Genomic DNA, 21153 nt, shown 5'->3' on the forward strand with positions numbered 1-21153 from the left:
ATGAGGACGCCCAGACATTTTAATATTCTCCTTTACTTTTCAGGTAACTCTAGCATAACTTTAGAAAAATGGTATAACTCCTTAATTCCCGTGTTTAAAGAATCCGTATCTAAAGCAACGCCGCCAGAAATCCAGAACGCGATCGCGGGCAGGCGCAAAATTGTGACGGTGGGCGACAGCATCACTGAGGCCGGGAAATACCCCGGAGGTTGCGTTTGGCTGCTGCAACGCTATCTGAATGCCCTTGATCCCGGCCACATCGAAATCGTCAACGCCGGAATCTCCGGTAACAAGGCGACTGATATGCAAGCGCGCTTCCAGAAAGATGCGATCGACCCAAAAACTAGATTTAGTGCTGATTAATGTCGGAGTCTATGAGTGCTAAGTTTGAAGAGTAACACTTGTTTTTTGTCAAGCAGGGAGCGCTAGAATTCCTAAGCTTTTAGCTACTACGAATTAGTATAGCATTGACAATCAAAATCAGCCACAGTTTTTTAGTTGTAAGTGATTTAGTCTTTAAGTCTCTGCTAGATTGTCTTTAGCTCTTCATAAGAGCATCGTAGTGGTTGAAAACTTAACTTTTATTTGCGGTCTGCTTTGTACCCTGTCCACTTTATATCAAGTTTCTCGGCTCAAGATCAAGGTTAAAAATGCAATGACACAATGCACTAACAAGGCATTGGACAGTAATTCGCAGGAGGTTTTAGGGCAATGGTTGACTACTCGCTTTTCACATTGAAGCTTTTCTCGGCACTAGGCTGCGGGCTGATGGCTGGAGTCTTCTTCGCCTTCTCGACGTTTGTGATGAAAGCCCTTGCCCGACTCCAACCAGCACAGGGTATTGCCGCCATGCAAGCCATCAATATAACGGCGATTAATCCGTTATTTATGACGGCGCTATTCGGAACGGCTGCGGCTTGCATCTTTCTGGCTATCTCCTCGCTGTTAAAGTGGCATCAACCCGGTGCCTTTTACTTACTCCTTGGCAGCCTGCTCTATATTGTCGGTACTGTAGGAGTGACGATCGCGTTCAATGTGCCGCTAAATAATGCGCTGGCGACTGTCGAGCCCAGCAGCGCTGACGGTGCGAACCTATGGGCTAGATACCTTACCGAATGGACGTTCTGGAATCATGTTCGGACGGCTGCGGCGCTGGCGGCATCGGCTTCGCTGACGATTGCGCTGTGTTATCGATCGGTACAATTTTAATTTTACATTTTTAATTTTGAGCGATCGCGCGATCGATGCGATCGTAAAAACGACATTTATTGACCAGGGTAATTATATGGTTGTGCTGATGGGTGGTCATATTGATGCCGATCGTAGCGGTCTTTATTTGAATTAAAAGAAGCAAAACCAAAAAACATTATTATCAGTGCTATGATAAATCCACACCCAGACGAAGTATTTTCTTGAGAAGGATCATCCTGTAATTGATTTTGATTTTCGGTATTATATTCTATGTTTTGAGTAATATTTTAGCTATTATATTCAATATTATCTAGGGGGTAGGTAGGCACATAGGATGCAGCGATCGCACATAGTCATAACTTTAATTCATTCTTTTGGCAAATTTGGATCTTCGCGACAAGTCGAGAGTGGTAATGCTTCACCGCCTTGAATCGTGATAATCCTCATCCGATTGGTATCTGTTGCTACCTCTAAACAAGCACAACCATATCCGTAATAACCATTGGTTCTGACATATTCCTTTTCGTCACTGGGAATATTATCCATTCCTTCGGCTTGATATCCCCCTTGCCTGGAAATAACCCAAGTGCCATCTCTGTCTCTTAAATACCAATTTGCAGGTGTGGGATTTTGCAACCATCCACACCTAGTTTCTGTAGCCTTAACAGGCAAAGCTATGACAGAAATAAAGGAGATGATAGCCAGCATAAGCAAGCTTCTTTTCATAACTCTAATCATTTTATCACCTGTTTGGTAAAGTATCACTACAACCAGCTTCTTTAAATTGTTGAAGCAACCGATTTCTCTCCGCTGGGGGAAGGGAACTCATTAATTTAGCTGGATCGACTAGCGGTTTAGGCCAAGCGTATTCGTAGATACCAGGTTGATTATTTCGAGTGTTAATAAAAGCGACTCCTAAATAGTTGCCTTGTTGAATGAGAGTCGCGAAATTAGTGGTTTTGATGGATTTTCCCGAGATAGTTCCTCGAGCAAAACTTATCCCAATATCATTTTTTGTGGGAATAAAATTTTCTATAATACAAACTTTACCTTTAAGAGTAGAAGGGTAAATGTTTTGAGTTTCTTCTAGTGCCGTCCATTGACCGAGAAAAGGTGCTACATCAGGATTAACTGGCAACCAAGCTCTAACAAACACTTGCAATTTCTGAGTCTCAGTTTCATTACGGCGATCTCGAATATAAAAATCACGATTCCCCGGCGACGGCGCAGCCACAAAATTGCGAAACCGATTCATTAATTGCTGCAATTCATTCTCAGTTGGGTATCGTTTAGATTGTTGTGCAATAATTGGTAAACAAGAACCCAAAATTATTAAATTGACCATCAAAGCTACTAGCCGGCTTTTTCTCATAAGTAATACTCTCAGGTTCTGTTAACCCTTAATTTACCAGCAAATCAGCACATCTCATCCTCGATCGTAAAACCTATGTATAAACCACCACTCCCACAACCCCAACCCGATCGCACGCCAATCACCTCCGATCGTACTGTGCTAAGTAAAACTGTGCTAAGTAAAACATACGCGATCGCCAAAAAAGCAGAGCGCCACAATTTGGCAAAACTAATGACCTGTGCGATTATATTACTGCCTGCAAACCTAGCTTTTTCTGCTCCTACTTACTTGGGTAGCGAACCTAGTGCTGAGGCTGACAGCACTAAATTTACTCAAAAGGTTAACATCATCCAGGCTCAAAATAGCACCCAGGTGCCGCTGAGCATTCAGTATGGTGGGACAGAAGCTAGGGGAGGCTTTGTCCTCATGCAACTTACTGCACCGAATCGAGATACAACTCAACCCGCTTACGGTGGCAAGCTTCGTTTCTACGATGTTCATCTTGCCAAAATGTTTGAAACTTCCCATTTTTTGTGCCAGCAGTTTAGAGGCGTTTCCGGTTATGAATGGGTTTATTTAGCAGGTAATGGAAGTATTCGCATGGGAAACTTTAGAATTCCCTGTAGTTTAGCTAGCGAAACGGCTTCAACCTACGGCTTAGGTAAGCCAGAACGCACAAGCATTGCCAAAGATACCGAGGGCGGCCCTCCTGAATCAGATGTCTATTCTATTCCGATTTTAGACATCACCGGTTCTAATGTTCAGCGGTGGATGAATTTTGTGCAAAATTTTAAACCAACTAGCAGGGATATGTAGCAACCTGCAATACTAAAGGCTCAAACCTGCAATAAGCGTCATTTCTCAGTGTTCGACCGATCGCAAATTGACCGATCTGGCTGAACGTCTCACGCCCAAGTCCAGGATTGTTTGCAACTATAGCAAAATTGATGGCTCACTCTCAGAAAACTCAGGCTAAAATCTACGATTAAAGTGAGGACACGCATCAAATAGGCTCTTTTTTATTCTTCCTTATGTCTCCCAATGCGCCATCGCCCCGTCCCAAACTCCCGAAGCGGCAAGTGTTAATCAGACTTGCCCTCGCCGTAATTACTGCTATTATTGCCTTCAACATTCCTCACACCTTAATTCCAGTGTTTAAAGAATCCGTATCCCAAGCAACGCCGCCGCCAGAAATCCAGAACGTGCTCGCCGGCAAGCGCAAAATTGTGACAGTGGGCGACAGCATCACCGAGGCCGGGAAATACCCCGGAGGTTACGTTTGGCTGCTGCAACGCTATCTGAATGCCCTTTATCCCGGCCACATCGAAATCGTCAACGCCGGAATCTCCGGTAACAAGGCGACGGATATGCAAGCGCGCTTCCAGAAAGATGCGATCGACCAAAAACCAGATTTAGTCATGATTAATGTCGGAGTCAATGACGTTTGGCACGCTTTCTTTGACTTCCAAAACATTCAGTTTTATCCGCAAGGCAACTTGCCCACCGGAGTGCCGCTGGCACAATATCGGGAGAAAATCACTCAAATGGTGCTGGCGGCAAAAGCCGCAGGAATTCGAGTTGTACTGCTTTCTCCTACTCCGATAGGCGAAATTCTCGACGGCCCAGAAAATCGCAGGTTGCAAGATTATATTGCCGCGATGCGAGAAATTGCGTTGCAGAATCAGTGCTTGTTTATTGATTTGAATGCGCCTTTTCGGGAAGTTATCGGCACGTATCAAAAGCACGCGGGCAAGACTCTAAATTTGTTAGCTGCAGATGGAGTGCACCCGAATCCGTCGGGATATCGAATTATGGCTTTTACTATTTTGCGCGGTTTGGGAGTACCGACGAAAGATATTGAGAATTTGGAAGTCAAAAAGTGAATTTTTGAATTTAGTTAACAGTTGACCGAAAGCATCCAGGATACAAGCCTGCGGATTCATCCGTCCAGAAATAACAAACCTGTATCCGATAAAGGAACCCCCGAATTTATACGTGGGTCAAGACTTCAATTCTTTAATCTAAAATCTCAAATCTAAAATTGATTGACTGTTGACTGTTAATTGAAAGTATCCAAGCTAAAAGCCCCCTGATTTATCACTGGGCTAAATTATTCAATTCTTTAATCTAAAATCTAAAATATAAAATCATTCAATCGGCGGATGATACCGCTTCAACCAACAGCTACCGATAATCACCAACGCCACCACAACAATAATTTCCGTCCAAAAAAACGAAAGGAAATCGCTGGCAGTTCCCACAGGCGGCACTCCCGGTTGAGCGTTGCGAATAGCGGGAAAAGCAAACAGCATCACGGCAGTCCAACTCAGCATTCCTACTTCCGGTACCTTGCCGGATTTCATCACTTTTAAGGCTAGCAAAAGCGCCATAATTGACAGCACCCACATGATGACAATAATCACTAACGCAAAGAATTTCACCGGGAGCGATCGAGTTGCATAAACATCGATATAAATAAAAATAGATGAATTCTCTTCCATCGGTTTATAACTGATGTCGAAACCGGGAACATCGGCATGAAAATTCAATTCCAACGGCACGGGGTTTAGTTCAAAAGGAGCAAACTTTTTACCAATCGAAGGCAGCGGGTCGATCGAAATAGCTACTTTAGCAATATGCCTGTCAAAGGGGTAATTGTTAATTTTTCCTTTGACTAAGTTAAACTTCAATGCAGGGACAATCATCGGTTTGCCTTCTTTAAAGGTAATTTCCGAATCCTGTACATTTGCGCCGTTAACTGTCATTAACAAGTCTTGAGCCGGGTAAGTTGGCGCTTTTTTATATATACCTTTGAGTTCAAACTGCAAGCGGGTTTCTAATTCGTTTTTAATGGGATCGACGGCAATTAACGTCATTTTGACCTCAACCAAGCCTTTGGACGCTACAGCGCTTTCTGGAGATGGGTTGTAAGGCTCTTGGGCGTTAGCGTTGTGAGAGTAAACAGATAAGATAATTGCCAAAATTACGGGGATAATGCAAATTAAAATAAGTATTTTTTTGAGATTAAATTTGTTGACAGTTGGCATTTAATAGGGATTTTTATGTGTTAAATTGTTGTTAGTATTTCCCGCAGTCCGCCAGGGGTTTAAACCCCACAGCGAGTAGCTAAAGTCGGTTAAAACCGACTAACGAAACTCGATCGATAATAAATGTTGGTTTTAGTCCTCTTTTAGAGGACTTTCGCTGTGAGCCGGGGGTTTAAACCCCCGGCGGGCTGTGGCGAGCGGCGCAAGAACCAGGCGAATCAACGCGCAACTACGAACCGATAGGAAGCAGTACATTGGGCGTAAAACTTCCGTGCAAGCCGTAGGGAATGTGCTGTTTTAAATGCAAGCGCGCTAGGGGCCCTTTGGTGATGTCGCGAGCATCTAAAATCACTAAGGTCGATCGATGATTAGCTGCATCATACATTAAAAGCAGCAGCCAGCCGTCATCCTCCGCAACAGCATCGGGACGGGGAACAAACACCGGTTCCCCCGCAAAACCTCGCGGTGCCGCACTCCAAATTTGCCTTTCACCAGTCACGAAATCCATTTTGAGGATAGCTTGCAAAGGAGCATTTCCTGTGGGAGCATCAGCAGCACCGATGTAAAGATATCGGTAAGGTTGTCCGACATGATTCGGATGCAAAGTTGGAAACTCACAGCACCTAGTTTCAACAACTTGATGCTGCACGGTTTCCTTTTGCAAATTTAACTTAAACCGCCACAATTCGCCCGCTGGAACGCTCTCAAAATCAACCTCGCGAAAATCGGCATCCGCCTCTACAGTTGGAAATGATTCGTAGCAAACTGAATCTACAAAAACTTCGCCTCCTTCTTCCCAGGCGTTGCAGTGGTGGAAGACAAAACAAGGTTCCGTTTCTAATATTTTCACCTCGTCAGTGCCGTTGCGGGGAATTAAAATTGCTTGCGTTGGCTTGTTTGGCGAAAATTGAATGCACTGCGCTGCACTCCGCAATCCTAAGAAGAAAAGCAGCGGATTGAAGCTGACGGGATTTTGGAAGAATATGCAGTAATTCGGGGTAATTACCATGTCGTGCAGGAAGGCAAAACCGGGTATTGCGTGGGCGTGACGCTGCAAAAGTTTGCCGCTGTCGTCGAGTTCGTAAATCGTGATTGTACTCGACAAACCGGGCTTGACGGAAAAGTTGATTAATCTGTCTCCTTTGCCATTTTTCCCTTTTTCAATTCTGGGGTGGGCGGCGAAGGCTTCACCGGGTTCCAAGATGCCGTCTAGGGTATCTAAGCCGAGTGTTTCTAGGGTGCGGGGGTCGAGTCTGTAGGGTTCTGCTGCTTCCCAAAGTGCTAGCAGTTTGTCGCCCCAATAAATGATGTTGGTGTTGGCAATGTTTTTGATTTTGACATCAAAGATGTTGGCTAGCCAGCCCCCTGGCTTCTGTGTGCCGAAAACGCCTCGGTGGAGGATTTTGCCGGCTTGTTGTTCGGCGATATAGCCTTCTGTGCGGACGAATCGGTTGCGGAAATGGGCGCGGCCTTGGGATATGGCGATCGCACAAACCATCCCGTCGCCGTCAAACGGGTGGTGGATGCGCTGGCCGTTGACATCCAACAGTCCGGGCCCGTTGCGAAAGAATGTGCCTTGCAAGCCGGCGGGGATTTCGCCTTCTATTTCGTCAATCCAGTAGTCGGATTCGTTGGGTTGGGATTCGTAGCCGCGCTGCCAGTCTGTGCGATCGTATGATGATTTTTTGGCTGCTGTTTGAGGTTGGAAAATCTGTAATTTTTGCATTGGTTTAATAAGCTTTTATTGATTTAACCGCAGAGAACACAGAGGGCGCAGAGAGGGTGAAAGTGGGAGAGTCAGAAAATTGGAAAATACACTTTAATTCATCTGTTAAATCCGTTACTCTCATCTGTTGCCGAACTTCCTTTATTTGCTCTCTACAGTGCGCCTTTGTGGCTTTATTGTGGGTACTAAGTCGGGAAAGTATTCGGGCATAAAATGCTGTCCGCATGGTTTTGAACTGCCCAGTTCAGGTTCTAATACGGGGAGAGATTTTTGATAGTTTGGATCGCCGCTTTCTGTACTATCTGCGGGCACCCAATTTAAGAACAGTAGGGGCAGAAGTGTGGACAGGTTTGTGATGATGATTAGCAGCCAGAGGTTATCGAAATTGCGATCGGTAATTCCTAGCAAGTGGGTCAAAAGTGCACCGCCTTCGTTGGACAAAATTCCTGCTAAATTTGTGATTGACATCAGCAGCGCAAATAAAGTTGCTTCGACGCCTGGGGGACACAAGCGGGCGGAGAGTACCAGCAGCGGCATATAAGCAATTTGTCCGATTACTGTCAGGATCAGGGTGTCTCCGATGCTGAACCATCCATCGTCAATTCCTAAAGCTCGGTTGGCATGAGTTACTAATAATAAAGTAGTCATGCCCAAAGCAGTCGCAATGACTGCTGACCAGCCAAAAATTACTCGAAATGGAACTGTTTTGAGGAAGCGTTGAAACAGCCAGACGCCGGCGAGGGCGGCAATGCTCGTAACGAGGCGCACTCGACCGAGAAATTCTGGTGGAAAGCCTAATTCGTTGGTGGTGAAAAAGAAGAAGGCGGCGTCTGAGCTTGGGGTGGCTTGCAAGAGGAAGAGAAAGGCGGTGGGCAGCCAAATTGTTTTTTGGGTAACAGCTTGTCGCAGTTGTTTTAGTTGGTCTTTGACCGTTTCAAAGCCGATTCTTTTGGTGGTTTTTTCTTCGGCAATTAACCAAGCTGTTGCTGATACAATTAGCGGGAAAGATGCAGAGATTAAAAAGATAGTCTGGGTGCTGAAGTGTTGCAGCAGGGAACCGCTGAGGTAGGCGGTAATTAATCCGCCGAGGGCTGTAGCGCCCCAAGACAAGGATTGCAGGGAACCGGCGTCGGTAACGGATTCTTTTCTGGCCCTTTCGACTACCAGGGAGTCGGCGATTACGTCGCTGACGGCGGCGGAGAGGGAACACAGGGCGATCGCGCCTGTAGCTGCAAGCGGCGTGTGTACAATTGTTGCGAGGCCAACCCATGCTGACGTTCCCAGCAACCCGGAGAGAACGATGTAAGGGCGCCTGCGGTAGCCGAATATTGGCAACCCGTCGGACATGAAGCCGAACAATGGTTTGATCGTCCAAGGCAGGGCGACGACGCCCAGCATTGCCGAGACTTCTGCCGGACTCATACCTAGTTCGTCTTTGAGAAAAAAGCTGACGGCTAAGCGGGCTAGTCCAAGAATTCCTTGGACGAAGTAAATCAGTAAGATGGCTATGAGTTCGGGGGTTGGCTCATTCCCAAAGAATACTTTTTCTTTTAAAGATTCTTTGAGTTTGCTGACGCCGGACGGGGAAATGAGCATTTGAGAAATATTTCTTAATGAATCTCAATATTTATAACACATTCTTAATGAGTTGCGGGAACTGTCGGAAGTGGGATGCCAAAGGGAGGGGGAGGTGGCAGGCGCTATAAAATTGTAATTAGCTAAAATAAAACTGTGTTTTGTAGCCGTGAAAGCACAAATTTAAAACGAACCGCTTTCGTCGCGTATGACGCGAAGGAAGAGAATGAAGAGAGAATTCACAACTGCTACCATGACTGTTATATGATTATCGATCCTAAAAATGTGCCGGAAATTACGGGTTCCAAGTACCCTCAGCAATTCCAATCTGCTGTTGCCGGAAGAGTTAAAAAACGCTTGGGCGATGCTGCCGGATTGCAGAATTTTGGGGTAAATTTAGTGAGGCTTGCACCGGGAAGTTGTTCTGCTCTCAGGCACTGGCATACCCGGCAAGATGAGTTAATCTATGTTCTGGAAGGAGAAGTTACTCTGATTGCAAATTCCGGAGAGGAAGTGCTGAAACCGGGTATGGCGGCGGGTTTTCCGGCGGGTGATGCTGATGGGCATCATTTGGTTAACCGCACGAATGCTGATGTTGTTTATCTGGAAATTGGCGATCGCACTCCGGGAGATAGTGCCGAATATCCCGATGACGATCTAATCGCGAAAGCTAACGGGAATAGTTGGATTTTTACTCGCAAAAATGGCGAGGTTTATGAGAGTTGAAAATTTATGAGTCAAGTGAATCTTTGGACTTCGGCGGCACACGCTTTGTGGTATCTTGCTAAAGCTGATGGCATTCCTCACCGCACTGAAGGTGAAGCGGTTTTGTTGGAGGAAGTGCCGAAAAATGTTAAGCGAATTCTGGATGTGGGCACGGGAGACGGCAGGTTGTTGGGCCTGCTTAAGTGCGATCGACCAAATGTTGAATGTGTGGCGCTCGACTTTTCGCCGACAATGCTGGAAAAAGCCAGAATTCGCTTTGCTGATGACCAAAATGTCACGGTAGTCGAGCACAATTTTGACGAATCGCTACCGGCTTTGGGCAAGTTTGATGCGGTTGTTTCTAGTTTTGCGATTCATCACGTAGCAGACGATCGCAAACGTTCGCTTTACACTGAGATTTTCGAGCTTTTGGAGCCCGGAGGCATTTTTTGCAACTTGGAGCACGTAGCGTCCGCAACTCCCGCTTTACACGAGAAGTTTCGAGTGGCGATCGGTATTAGCGATTCGCCAGACGATCCGTCGAATAAATTGCTGGATGTGGAAACGCAACTGCGCTGGTTTAGAGAAATTGGTTTTACAGATGCAGACTGTTATTGGAAGTGGCGGGAACTCGCTTTATTAGTTGGGGTGAAACCAGTCAGCCCTGTCAACGCGGTGAAGAATGCTCCCTAATGCTTGAAATTTCGTTGCAGCCGCGAACTCGCTCTGATTTTTTTCAATCGCGCGAGACAATAAGTTTTGTTTGTTATCGATCGGCAACCGATAGGATGACGTAAAGTTGATCTATCGCACCTTGACGCGGCTTGGGTAAAACCAGTTTCATAGCTAAAAAAAACAGTAGTAGATTGCAAAGCCTACGCACTTCCTTTGGGCAGCCCAACTGCGAAACTTAATAAAGTTGGCAGCCTCATAAATTCTAATTTGCAATATCGCACTACCCGCCATGGAAATCGCGATCGCTTCGCCTAACCCCCGAGCTCCGGGCTAGAGCAACTACCATCACTTAGCATCTATCACAAACAATGGCTACACTTGAAGGTACCCCCAACAACGATGTTTTAATAGGCTTTCCTGGAAGTAACTCGCTCACGGGCAAACAAGGCGATGATACCCTGTTTGGCGCAGAAGGGGACGATCGAATCTTTGGCAACCAAGGTAATGACTATATCTTGGGCAACCAAGCCAAGGATACCCTCTACGGCGGCAAAGACAGTGACCTAATTCAAGGCGGCGCCAACGAGGATTGGGTGTTTGGGGATAACGGTAATGATACCCTCGAAGGAGGGCAGGGAAACGATTTGGTGCGCGGCGGCAAAGAAAATGATTTGCTATCTGGAAATGAAGGCAATGATGTCCTATTTGGAGATAGCGGTGCCGATACCTTAAGCGGTGGCGATGGTGACGACCTTTTTGTCATCGGCCGAGTACAAAATAATTCAGTTAATAGCGGCAGTTCTACTCTTGCCAATGCTGACTTGATTGCCGACTTTAGCCTGGGTACAGACTTAATAGGACTCGATGGAGGCTTGCAATTTCAAGACTTGAATATCTCTCAAGGAACAGGCGATTTTGCCAGAGATACAATCGTTCGAGATAACGTGACAGGCGAAGATATCGCTATTTTAAAAGGTATTAACAGCAGCAGTATCACAGCAGCCAATTTCACCACCTCACTCGCTCCAGTTACCTCAACATCAACCCCCAGTATCTTAGAATTCAGCACCTCTAGCTACAGGGCCGACGAGGGCAACAGTGGCAGTCCCAATCAAGTTGTCGCCACAGTTCAACGCACTGGCAGCAGCGAGGGGGCAGTCAGCGTTCAAGTGGAACTAGATACACCTTCCACCGCTACTGTTAGCGAAGACTACATTAACAATCTGCCAGTTACTATCAACTTTGCCAGCGGCGAATCCTCCAAAACTGTATCAATTCCCATTGTGGGAGATACCGTCGTCGAACCAGACGAAGAGATTAATTTGAAATTGGTTAACCCTGTAGGCAATAGGGTAACTTTAGGAAGTCAGCCTACTGCCACCTTAACTATTATTAACGATGACATATTAATCCCCAGTATCTTAGCATTCAGCACTTCTAGCTACAGTGCTAACGAGGGCGACAGTGGCAGTCCCAATCAAGTTGTCGCCACAGTTCAACGCACTGGCAGCAGCGAGGGGGCAGTCAGCGTCCAAGTGGAACTAGATACCTCTTCCACAGCTACTGTTACCGAAGACTACATTAACAATCTGCCAGTTACTATCAACTTTGCTAGCGGCGAATCCTTCAAAGATGTATCAATACCTATTGTGGGGGATACCGTCGTCGAACCAGACGAACAGATTAATTTGAAATTAGTTAATCCTGTAGGCAGGGGAATTTTAGGAAGTCAGCCAACTGCTAGCTTCACTATTATTAACGATGACATCTTGCCAACGGTAACCATCGCTGCTATAGATGAGGCAGCAGCAGAAACAGGCAACAATCCAGCCACTTTTCGCATCAGTCGCGCTGGTGAGAGTCGCGGCAACTTAACAGTCAACCTAGCAATAGACGGTACTAGCAACAATCCAACTAAACCTAGCGACTACACCCTCAGCGGTGGCGGCCTTTCTGTCAACAGTTCAAATGTCAGCGTCACCATCCCGGATGGACAAAATTTTGTAGATGTGAGCCTCACCGCTGTCGATGATATCCAAGCTGAGGCACAGGAGACGCTGAAGCTGAAACTAGCAGATGGGAATTACCAAATTGATCCTAACCAAAACAATGCTACTGTCGCGATCGGAGCCAATGATACGGTAGTTGTCAATAGCAATGACAGCCTGACAGACTACAGTCTGGCAGAAGGTTCGTTTCGACAAGCACTGCTGAATGCTAACGCTATAGCTGGGAATGATACTATTAGTTTCAATCTGCCAGCCGGGTCGCAGACAATCAATCTCACAGGAGTATTGCCTGAGATTAGCGGCGATGTGACTATTACTAATAGCACTGGTTCTAGCAACCTGATAGTGGGGCGGGATACGGGCGGAGATTACCGGATTTTCAAGGTAAAGAGTGGAGTCAGTGCGACTTTTGACGGATTCACGATCGCCAATGGTTTGATAAGTGACGGCGGCGGCATCTATAACGACGGTGGCACAGTAAATGTGACCAACAGCACTCTCTCTAACAACACTGTGACAGGTGACACTGTGACAGGTGGCAGGGGTGGTGGCATCTACAACAATGGCGGCACAGTAAATGCGATCAACAGCACTTTCTCTAACAACCGTTTGAGCAATTTCTTTAACCCCAATTTGAATCCCATCCCCAGTGGTGGTGGCATCCACAATGAGGGTGGCACAGTAAATTTGACTAACAGCATTTTCTCAGGCAACAGTGGCTTCGCACCAAGCAGAGGCGGTGCCATCTCAAACAATAGCGGCACAGTAAACGTGACGAACGGCACTTTCTCAGGCAACCGCGCTACCAATGGCGGTGGCATCTCTAACAATGGCCCAGGCACAGTCAAAGTAGCAAACAGCACTTTCTCTGGCAACGTTGGAGTGCGTTTTACCCTAGGGGTTCCGGCAGGAGTAAATGGTGCTGCCATCTCTAACCAAGGCGGTACTGTGGAGGTGACAAGCAGCACTCTTTCTGGCAACGATGCGGGCGGTGGCAGTGGTGGCGGCATTTATAACCGTGAGGGTGGCACAGTCAAAGTGACGAACAGCACTCTTTCTGGTAACACTGTGGGTGGTTTTTTTGAAAATGGTTTGTTTGGTGGTGGCATTTATAACGATAACGGCACAGTAGAGGTGACGAACAGCACTCTCTCTGGAAACACAGCAACCAACGCAGGTAGCAGGGGTGCTGGCATCTATAACCAAGCTGGCACGGTAACGCTGACAAACAGCACTCTCTCCGGCAACAAAGCAAACCCCTCCAACAGTGTGCCATCATTTCCCTCGTTGTCTTCCCCTGCAAGTGGCGGTGGTATATGGAACGGCGGCACGGTGAATGTCAAAAATACTATCATCGCTCTCAACAGTGCCACCACTGACCCTGACGTTTTCGGCAGCTTCGCCAGCGGTGGCTACAACTTAATTGGCGACGGTACTGGCAGCACGGGTTTTACTGCTGTTGGCGATCGAGTTGGCACTGCTGCTGCACCTATTGACCCCCTACTAAATCCCCTGGCAGATAACGGCGGTTCGACTCAGACTCTGGCACTGCAACCGGGTAGTGCCGCTATTAATGGTGGCGACCCAGCTTTTGTTTTAACGTCTGGACCTTTTATCGGTCCTCCCTTCTACGACCAGCGGGGTATCTCTCCTTTTAATCGCGTTAGCGGGGGAATTATTGACATCGGCGCTTTCGAGTCTCCTCTTGTCCCTTAACGCCTGTAGGAGGCGTAGCAATGCCGAGAGCTGTCAACTTAAGAGTGAGGGAATAATTCAGGCACCGAAAGCAACTCTGTGCGCTTTGGGGGCGATCGAGAATTAAGATTTAGTAGGGTGCGTGACTCTCAATCATCTCACTGGGAATTGAAGAACTCAAAGTCACGCACCTTACTCAATTAGTCCTGGACGCAGAAACCTGTTTTTTTTAGGAAGAGACTGCATGGTTAACCTTTAATAGGAGCGAAAAACCCAGTTTATAAAGGTATTTATGCGTCCAGGACTATGAATTAAATTAAATCCGGTACATCAGGTTTTACTCGGCGCTCGTACCAGTTCATTAATGGGGTTGAAGTAATACCGTGCAAAATCACAGAAATTACGATTGTTGTAAAGGTAATCCAGGCAATTTTTTCTGCTGTTTCTCCTTCCAAACCTTTACCAAAAGCATAGGTAAGATAATAGATAGAACCGACTCCACGAATGCCGAACCAACCGCACAGCCAGCGGCTGACGGGATGCAAAGGACTGCCGATCGTACTGATCCAAGCTCCCACAGGCCGAATCAAAAAAATCAACAATCCAGCTACCAAGAGGGAGTATCCTCCATAGGCAAACATAGGATCTAGGCGCAAAAGCGAACCTAATAGTAAAATAGTTGCTACTTCCATTAACTTTTCTATGCGCTCGGTAAAGTGCAGTTGGGAAAGCGGTTTTTCTGGGTTGCGGTAACTCCGCTGCATCACAATTCCTGCTACAAAAACTGCGAGAAATCCGTAGCCGTTGACTACTTCGGTGAGGGAATATGTGAGCAGAATTGTGCTGAGAGCAATGAAATCTTCCATTAATTGATCTGCGGGTCGGTACCGTTGTAGTTGGCGATCGATCCAGGTGACGGCTTTAGCTACTAAAATGCCCATAACGATACCTGCTGCGATCGCCCAAATCAAGTCAACTGCTACCCACTGCGAAAACCAGTTCGGCAAGTTGCTATCTTTTAGCGCATAAATGCCGAAATAAACGAAGGGAAAAGCTAAAGCATCGTTCAAACCGCCTTCGGATGTTAAACCAAAGCGCAATTCATCGCGATCGCCTATATGTGCTAATTGAACTTCTGAGGCTAAAACAGGATCGGTGGGAGCGAGAATTGCTCCCAATAAAATTGCCGCGCCCCAATCTAATTTCACGAACCAATGACTGAAAGCGGCCACTGCAAAAATCGAAATTGGCATTAAAAAACCGATCAGCCGCACTGTGGAATTCCACGCCCCAAGTTGCAGCGGGCGATTCATTTTTAAGCCGCAACTGAACAGAGAAACAATAACTACAAATTCTGTAAGTCTTTCTAAAAATTGAGCTTCGGGACGCAAGTCAATCAGCTTGATGCCATAAGGCCCCAATCCGATACCGACAATTAGATAAATTAAGGCATAAGACACCGGCAATCCAGAAATCCATCCGGAACCCAAGGTAACGGTCAGCAGGAGGATGCCAATAACTAGCAAGTTGAGAATGTAATCATCCACCATAGCGATCGCACTTTTAATCAGGTTTAACAAGGGCGATCTTTACACGTAAAAGCGTCTGGTACATCCGTCGTCCGCTAGATTCAGCTATCCTCCGAAAGTGGTGGGGGCGGGTTTATATAGATTGTTAGCGGGAATTAGAGATTGTTGGTGAAACCCGCCCCTACAAATATTATGGTTAATTTACCGGAGATCGTCCGACTGATGACTAATGACTAATGACTCTTGGCTGAGGACTAATTAGAAAGACCACTTTTTTCGGTAGCGATGACTAATGACTATTGGCTGAGGACTAATTAGAAAGACCACTTTTTTCGGTAGCGATGATGTGCAAATCCACGTGTTTGAGCGATCGCACTAACTGTTGAGTCAAAGAACCCCGCAGCAGCAAATGCCAGCGGGATTGCTGGCTTTCGCCGATCACAATTTGAGTAATGCGATACTGTTTAGCTACCTCCGAGATCGCTTTGGCTATATTTGTGCCGTTTACCCGCAAAAAATTCCCGTTAAATTCTTGACACAGTTTCTCACAAGTTTCAACGTGCAAGCTTTCTGCTTTTGTTAAAAATCGGTCTGGATCGTTGACAAACACAGCATAAAATTGGGCATTCATGTAGCTAGCAATCCTCGCGCCCCGCCGCAGCAGTTGCAAGGAGTTCGGATAAGTCGAGATGCACACTAAAACTCGTTCGTGAATGTTGCAAGATTGACCTTTTAAAGTTGCTGCATCGTCTTCCACATTGTCTGCGACTTCTCGCAGGGCGAGTTCTCGCAAAGCAATTAAATGACGGCGCTGGAAAAAGTTTTCTAAAGATTGTTCAATTTTTTCGGGAGCATAAATTTTGCCTTCTAGCAACCTTTCTTCTAAAGTTTCCGGCGTGACATCGACAACAACTATTTCGTCAGCATCTTCTAGGACGCGATCGGGCACTCGCTCTCGCACTACAACTCCGGTAATTCGAGCTACTAAATCGTTGAGACTTTCTATGTGCTGAATGTTGAGGGTGGAGAAAACATCTATCCCAGCATTGAGAATTTCTTCAACATCTTGATATCGTTTTTCTCGCAGAGAACCAGGAATGTTTGTATGAGCCAATTCGTCTATTAATGCTAATTGAGGACGGCGTTCTATGACAGCATCCGTATCCATTTCGGTGAGCATTTTTTCGCCGCGCCGCATTTGTTTTTTGGGTACTATTTCCAGTCCTTCTGCTTTAGCTGCTGTCTCTTTCCGGCCGTGAGTTTCTAACAGTCCAATTACTACATCAATGCCTTCAGATTTGAGCCTGTGCCCTTCTTCTAGCATTCGGAAAGTTTTGCCGACACCGGGGGCCATGCCGATAAATATTTTGTGCTTTCCCCGGCGGGGGGTGCGATCGTAAGTGCGGTTAGGTTGGGCGTAAACCGCGTCTGGATTGTTGGTAAGTTCGCTAGAGTGAATCATAGCTGAGTTGTCAGTTGTCACTTGTCAGTTGGCAGTTGTCAGTTGGTAGTTGTCAGTTGTCAGTTGTCAGTTGTCAGTTGTCAGTTGTCAGTTGTCAGTTGTCAGTTGTCAGTTGTCAGTTGTCAGTTGGCGATTGTCAGTTAGCGATTGTCAGTTGCTACAAATAACAAGTAACAAGCAACAAATAACTAATGACTAATGACTACTGACTAATGACTACTGACTACTGACTACTGACTGTCAACTATGGTAAACGGTCGAGAGCCAAATTCAGTTGGAGGACGTTAACTCCCGGTTCACCGAAAATGCCAAGAAATCTGCCCTCTGTATTTTTAGCTACCAACATCTCTACTTGATTGAGATTGAGCGATCGCACTGTTGCTATCCGCTGAATTTGCGATCGAGCTGCCTCTAGGCTAATGTGCGGATCTAGGCTAGAACCAGAGGTGTAAACTAAATCAGCAGTTGGTTTGATACCAGCTTTGTTGAGGCGATCTAATTCAACTTGCACCCCCTGAAAACCCTCTTTCTCATTACCTCGCTTCAGCAAATCCGAGTTGCTGGGAGCAAGGTTGCTAGCTCCAGAAACGCCTGTTCTTTGACTGGAATTTTCTCCCTTTGTGGGGTCGTAATCTGCGGTCGCAAAGCTGCTATAATTTGTTGTGCTGGGGCGGCTCCAAAAATATTTATCCGATCTGAAAGATTGACCGATTAACGAGGAACCGACTACAACTCCCTGCGGGCGCATTAAGCTACCGTTAGCCTGCGAATTGAAGGCAATTTGGCCGATTACTAGCACGATCGAGGGATAAATAATAGCGGTGATTCCCCACAAAACTAAAGTCACGCGAATTGCTCTGATTAATTCTCTCATGAATTACCTCACTTAACTAATTGTTTTTTGATGAAAGTGCTGGATGCAAAAAGTTGTTTGACACGCTAGCCATAGGGGTAAAACTCCATGCACACCGCACCCTACATAAGTAGGTTCAAGCGAATCCTGGTTGAGATTTGCCTAAAATCTTTCCGGCTGAAAAATCACGACAAACAAATAAACTGCGAGCCCGACAATCACCAAACCCAAAAGACTTAAACCCCACGCAGCTTTTTTCGTCAAACCTTCATCCGCAGCCGCATAAACAGCCGGTGCAATTATCAAGTTAAAGCACATGACCAGAAATAGCTGCACCGGGATTGGGTGGCGCTGCCAAAGCATTTGTGCTAACTCAAAGGTTTCTTGAAAATCCCTGGGCAAAACATCATTCAGCAAATCTTTACGTTTCATAATTACTCTTATTCGTGGTACTAAATGCGGTCAATAGTTTTAGGTTAATTTTCCTGTTTTTGAGCGCGCAGTGCGTTGCGAAACTCAACAACGGCATCGTACTGATCGGGAATATTGGCACAGCGAACAAACAAAGCTAAATCGAATTCTGGCAGCAATTCGCTTTGCTCTATCTGTTCGTATTCCTGTTCCCGCAAGTGATAGATGGAAAGCGTGCCTTTTCCCCAAAACCACACTTCAGGAACCTTGACCCGCTTGTAAATTTCTAGAACATTCACCCCGCCGCTGGTAACGACTACTTCTATTACCAAGTCGGGGATATCTTTCTTAGTCAGCAAGTTATAAGACTCATCTGGTTCTTTTCTGCCACATAATCTTATATTGCCAATAGTCTTGCTCCCTCTGGCATAAAACCGAATGCTTTTTTCTTCAAGATAAACCTCAAGTAACTTCCGAATAGTGGTCTTACCGTCTTCGTGTTCGTCGGAAAGTGGAGTCATAATATCTAAAGTTCCGTCGAGGTACGCTAAGCGTATGCGTGGAAAATCTAAAGCTGCTTCTATTGCTTCAAATTGATCCCAACTCACATCGTAAAGCGTGAAGCATTGGTTACTTTCACTGACTGGTTTGTCCAAAATTTGAGGGTTCATAGGTCATTCCATCCGTTACATCCGTGGAGCGAATCTGTTGCCGAACTTCTTCTATGCTAGCCCAACGGAGGCAATCAAAATATCAATAACTTTGATAGCAATAAACGGCGCAACTGCCCCGCCCAATCCGTAGATTAAAATGTTCCGCTGCAACAGTTGATTTGCAGTCAGCGGTCGAAATTTGACCCCGGTTAATGCTAGGGGAATCAAAGCGGGAATAATCAAAGCATTGTAAACTAATGCTGACAAAACCGCAGATTGACCGCTGGCTAAACCCATGACATTTAATGCGCCAACCGGGGCAAACATAGCTGGAATAATTGCAAAATATTTAGCGATATCGTTGGCTAGGGAAAATGTGGTCAGCGCGCCGCGAGTAATCAGCAATTGTTTGCCAATTGTCACTAAGTCAATTAGTTTTGTAGGGTCAGAATCTAAGTCCACCATGTTTGCTGCTTCTTTCGCGGCTTGGGTTCCAGAATTCATCGCCAGTCCTACGTTTGCTTGCGCTAGTGCGGGTGCGTCGTTGGTTCCGTCTCCGGTCATTGCGACTAATTTGCCCTCGGCTTGTTGTTTGCGAATTACGTCGATTTTGTCCTCGGGAGTTGCTTCGGCAATGAAGTCGTCAACGCCTGCTTCATCGGCAATTACTGATGCTGTAATTCGGTTATCTCCGGTGAGCATAATGGTACGAATTCCCATTTTTCGCAGTTGGTCAAACCGATCGCGAATTCCCGGTTTGATGACATCTTTTAAATAGATAATGCCGTAGGTGTCGCTACCTTGACAAACAGCTAAGGGTGTGCCTCCCAAGCGGGAAACTCGCTCGTAAGCTGCATCGAGATCCGGCCCGAAATTGCCGCCGCGCGATCGCACAAAACCCTTCACCGCATCCACCGCACCCTTGCGAACCTCCGTCCCATCGGGCAAATCCGTGCCAGACATCCGCGTTTTTGCGGAAAAATCAAGCCCGGCGGCGTTGGTGCGATCGAAATCCACCTGTGCGCCCAAATTTTGAGCCAAACGGACGATCGACTTTCCCTCTGGAGTATCGTCAAACACGCTGGCATCCAAGGCTACCTGCGCCACTTCTTGCAGTGAATGACCGTTGATCGGAATGAATTCCTCGGCTAAACGGTTCCCCAGCGTGATCGTCCCCGTTTTGTCCAAAATCAGCGTATTCACGTCACCGCAAGCCTCCACGGCGCGTCCAGAGGTCGCTATCACGTTAAACTGAGCGACGCGATCCATCCCCGCAATGCCGATCGCGCTCAGCAAACCTCCAATGGTTGTTGGAATCAGCGCCACCAGCAGCGAAATCAGCGTCACCACGCCCACAGGGGTTTTCACGTAATTTCCCACGGGCGGAATCGTCGAAACCACAATCAAAAACACCAGAGTCAGCACCGCCAGCAGCACCGTCAGCGCGATCTCGTTGGGCGTTTTCGACCTTTCGGCCCCCTCCACCAGCGCGATCATCCTGTCCAAAAACCCCTTACCCGGATCGGCCATCACCCGCAGCGTCAGTTCGTCGGAAAGGATGCGCGTCCCGCCGGTAACGGAACTGGCGATGTCCGAACCCGGTTCCTTGAGCACCGGTGCCGATTCGCCAGTGATCGCAGATTCGTCTACAGAGGCGACACCTGCGATCACTTCGCCGTCGGCAGGAATGACATCGCCTGCGATCACTTTAATTTGGTCGCCGCGTCTCAGGGATGTCGAACTAACTTCTTGAATTGAACCGTCTGGTAGGAGTTTGCGGGCTGTTGTGTCGGCTTTGGTCGATCGCAGGGCATCTGCTTGCGCTTTCCCGCGCCCTTCTGCTATCGCTTCGGCAAAATTAGCAAATACCAAAGTAAAGAACAAAATAAACGTGACTAAACCGTTGAAAACTCTCTGATTTTCGCCGGGAACCGGGCCGAACAGCGTCGGGTCGATCGTTAATAATGCAGTCACAATTGTGCCAACCCACACCACAAACATCACCGGATTTTTCAGCATTACCTGCGGGTTTAGCTTGACAAAAGCTTGTTTAAAAGCTCTTTGATAAAGGCCTTTTGTATTTGCTTTCGGCGTGTGCTTGCGAGACTCGCGAGAGCCTCTAGCAGGTCTTTTTGGGGAATCAGGAGTATTGGAAGAAGCCATGTGGATTTTAGATTTTAGATTTTAGATTTTAGATTTGGGATTTGGGATTTTAGATTTGGGATTGTTGCCAGCAACAGCAGTTTATTGTCGCTGCATTACTTAATG

18 protein-coding genes are annotated in these 21153 nt (G+C 46.7%); 7 read left to right on the forward strand and 11 right to left on the reverse strand.

Annotation, left to right across the window (positions count from 1 at the left end; translation table 11 throughout):
• Positions 1 to 363, forward strand: a 363-nt coding sequence (locus QUA80_RS26800) for an SGNH/GDSL hydrolase family protein (RefSeq protein ID WP_445302296.1), incomplete at its 5' end; no start/stop codon positions are given.
• A 441-nt stretch (positions 364 to 804) separates the two neighbouring features.
• Entirely contained in the window at positions 805 to 1209 is a 405-nt protein-coding gene (locus tag QUA80_RS26805; RefSeq protein ID WP_333428029.1) for an anthrone oxygenase family protein, read from the forward strand.
• A 348-nt stretch (positions 1210 to 1557) separates the two neighbouring features.
• Here QUA80_RS26805 and QUA80_RS26810 read toward each other — a convergent pair whose 3' ends face one another.
• Positions 1558 to 1917 carry a DUF4087 domain-containing protein gene (locus QUA80_RS26810; protein WP_333428030.1) on the reverse strand — a complete coding sequence of 120 codons (360 nt, stop codon included), beginning with the start codon at positions 1915 to 1917 and terminating at the stop codon, positions 1558 to 1560.
• A gap of 16 nt (positions 1918 to 1933) precedes the next feature.
• Positions 1934 to 2563, reverse strand: coding sequence for a hypothetical protein (locus QUA80_RS26815; protein ID WP_333428031.1), 630 nt, complete (start codon positions 2561 to 2563; stop codon positions 1934 to 1936).
• A 75-nt stretch (positions 2564 to 2638) separates the two neighbouring features.
• Between QUA80_RS26815 and QUA80_RS26820 the strand changes: the two genes are divergently transcribed.
• Positions 2639 to 3361 (forward strand): hypothetical protein, encoded by a 723-nt coding sequence (locus QUA80_RS26820; RefSeq protein ID WP_333428032.1) that lies wholly within the window; start codon positions 2639 to 2641, stop codon positions 3359 to 3361.
• A gap of 215 nt (positions 3362 to 3576) precedes the next feature.
• Positions 3577 to 4428 carry an SGNH/GDSL hydrolase family protein gene (locus tag QUA80_RS26825; protein WP_333428033.1) on the forward strand — a complete coding sequence of 284 codons (852 nt, stop codon included), beginning with the start codon at positions 3577 to 3579 and terminating at the stop codon, positions 4426 to 4428.
• Positions 4429 to 4692: 264 nt separating this feature from the next.
• Here QUA80_RS26825 and QUA80_RS26830 read toward each other — a convergent pair whose 3' ends face one another.
• The 3 genes from QUA80_RS26830 to QUA80_RS26840 all read right to left on the reverse strand — a co-directional run bounded on the left by QUA80_RS26830 (position 4693) and on the right by QUA80_RS26840 (position 8914).
• The gene (locus tag QUA80_RS26830) at positions 4693 to 5592 is read right to left on the reverse strand and encodes a DUF4436 family protein (RefSeq protein ID WP_333428034.1); all 900 of its coding nucleotides are present in this window, start codon (positions 5590 to 5592) and stop codon (positions 4693 to 4695) included.
• 229 nt (positions 5593 to 5821) lie between these two features.
• A complete protein-coding gene (locus QUA80_RS26835; protein WP_333428035.1) occupies positions 5822 to 7318 on the reverse strand; it encodes a carotenoid oxygenase family protein in 1497 nt (498 codons plus the stop codon).
• Positions 7319 to 7459: 141 nt separating this feature from the next.
• Positions 7460 to 8914, reverse strand: coding sequence for a folate/biopterin family MFS transporter (locus tag QUA80_RS26840; protein WP_333428036.1), 1455 nt, complete (start codon positions 8912 to 8914; stop codon positions 7460 to 7462).
• A gap of 243 nt (positions 8915 to 9157) precedes the next feature.
• Here QUA80_RS26840 and QUA80_RS26845 point away from each other — a divergent pair, with 243 nt between their 5' ends.
• The 3 genes from QUA80_RS26845 to QUA80_RS26855 all read left to right on the forward strand — a co-directional run bounded on the left by QUA80_RS26845 (position 9158) and on the right by QUA80_RS26855 (position 13998).
• Positions 9158 to 9619, forward strand: a complete 462-nt coding sequence (locus tag QUA80_RS26845) for a cupin domain-containing protein (RefSeq protein ID WP_333428037.1) — start codon at positions 9158 to 9160, stop codon at positions 9617 to 9619.
• A 6-nt stretch (positions 9620 to 9625) separates the two neighbouring features.
• Positions 9626 to 10291 (forward strand): class I SAM-dependent methyltransferase, encoded by a 666-nt coding sequence (locus tag QUA80_RS26850; RefSeq protein WP_333428038.1) that lies wholly within the window; start codon positions 9626 to 9628, stop codon positions 10289 to 10291.
• A 350-nt stretch (positions 10292 to 10641) separates the two neighbouring features.
• A complete protein-coding gene (locus QUA80_RS26855) occupies positions 10642 to 13998 on the forward strand; it encodes a Calx-beta domain-containing protein (protein WP_333428039.1) in 3357 nt (1118 codons plus the stop codon).
• A 290-nt stretch (positions 13999 to 14288) separates the two neighbouring features.
• On the opposite strand, the gene QUA80_RS26860 is transcribed toward QUA80_RS26855, so the two are convergent.
• The 6 genes from QUA80_RS26860 to kdpB all read right to left on the reverse strand — a co-directional run bounded on the left by QUA80_RS26860 (position 14289) and on the right by kdpB (position 21048).
• A complete protein-coding gene (locus QUA80_RS26860; RefSeq protein WP_333428040.1) occupies positions 14289 to 15557 on the reverse strand; it encodes a sodium:proton antiporter in 1269 nt (422 codons plus the stop codon).
• Between the two features lie 259 nt (positions 15558 to 15816).
• A complete protein-coding gene (locus QUA80_RS26865; protein ID WP_333428041.1) occupies positions 15817 to 16968 on the reverse strand; it encodes a universal stress protein in 1152 nt (383 codons plus the stop codon).
• 244 nt (positions 16969 to 17212) lie between these two features.
• On the reverse strand, positions 17213 to 17842 hold the full coding sequence (gene kdpC, locus QUA80_RS26870) for a K(+)-transporting ATPase subunit C (protein ID WP_333428042.1): 630 nt from the start codon (positions 17840 to 17842) through the stop codon (positions 17213 to 17215).
• Between the two features lie 141 nt (positions 17843 to 17983).
• Complete coding sequence (gene kdpF / locus QUA80_RS26875) at positions 17984 to 18253, reverse strand: K(+)-transporting ATPase subunit F (protein ID WP_333428043.1); 270 nt, start codon at positions 18251 to 18253, stop codon at positions 17984 to 17986.
• A 44-nt stretch (positions 18254 to 18297) separates the two neighbouring features.
• Positions 18298 to 18903, reverse strand: coding sequence for a Uma2 family endonuclease (locus QUA80_RS26880; protein WP_333428044.1), 606 nt, complete (start codon positions 18901 to 18903; stop codon positions 18298 to 18300).
• Between the two features lie 51 nt (positions 18904 to 18954).
• Positions 18955 to 21048, reverse strand: coding sequence for a potassium-transporting ATPase subunit KdpB (kdpB, locus tag QUA80_RS26885; protein ID WP_333428045.1), 2094 nt, complete (start codon positions 21046 to 21048; stop codon positions 18955 to 18957).
• Positions 21049 to 21153 lie beyond the last annotated feature (105 nt).

It is taken from the genome of Microcoleus sp. F4-D5 (assembly GCF_036704885.1).
Classification (GTDB): domain Bacteria; phylum Cyanobacteriota; class Cyanobacteriia; order Cyanobacteriales; family Microcoleaceae; genus Microcoleus.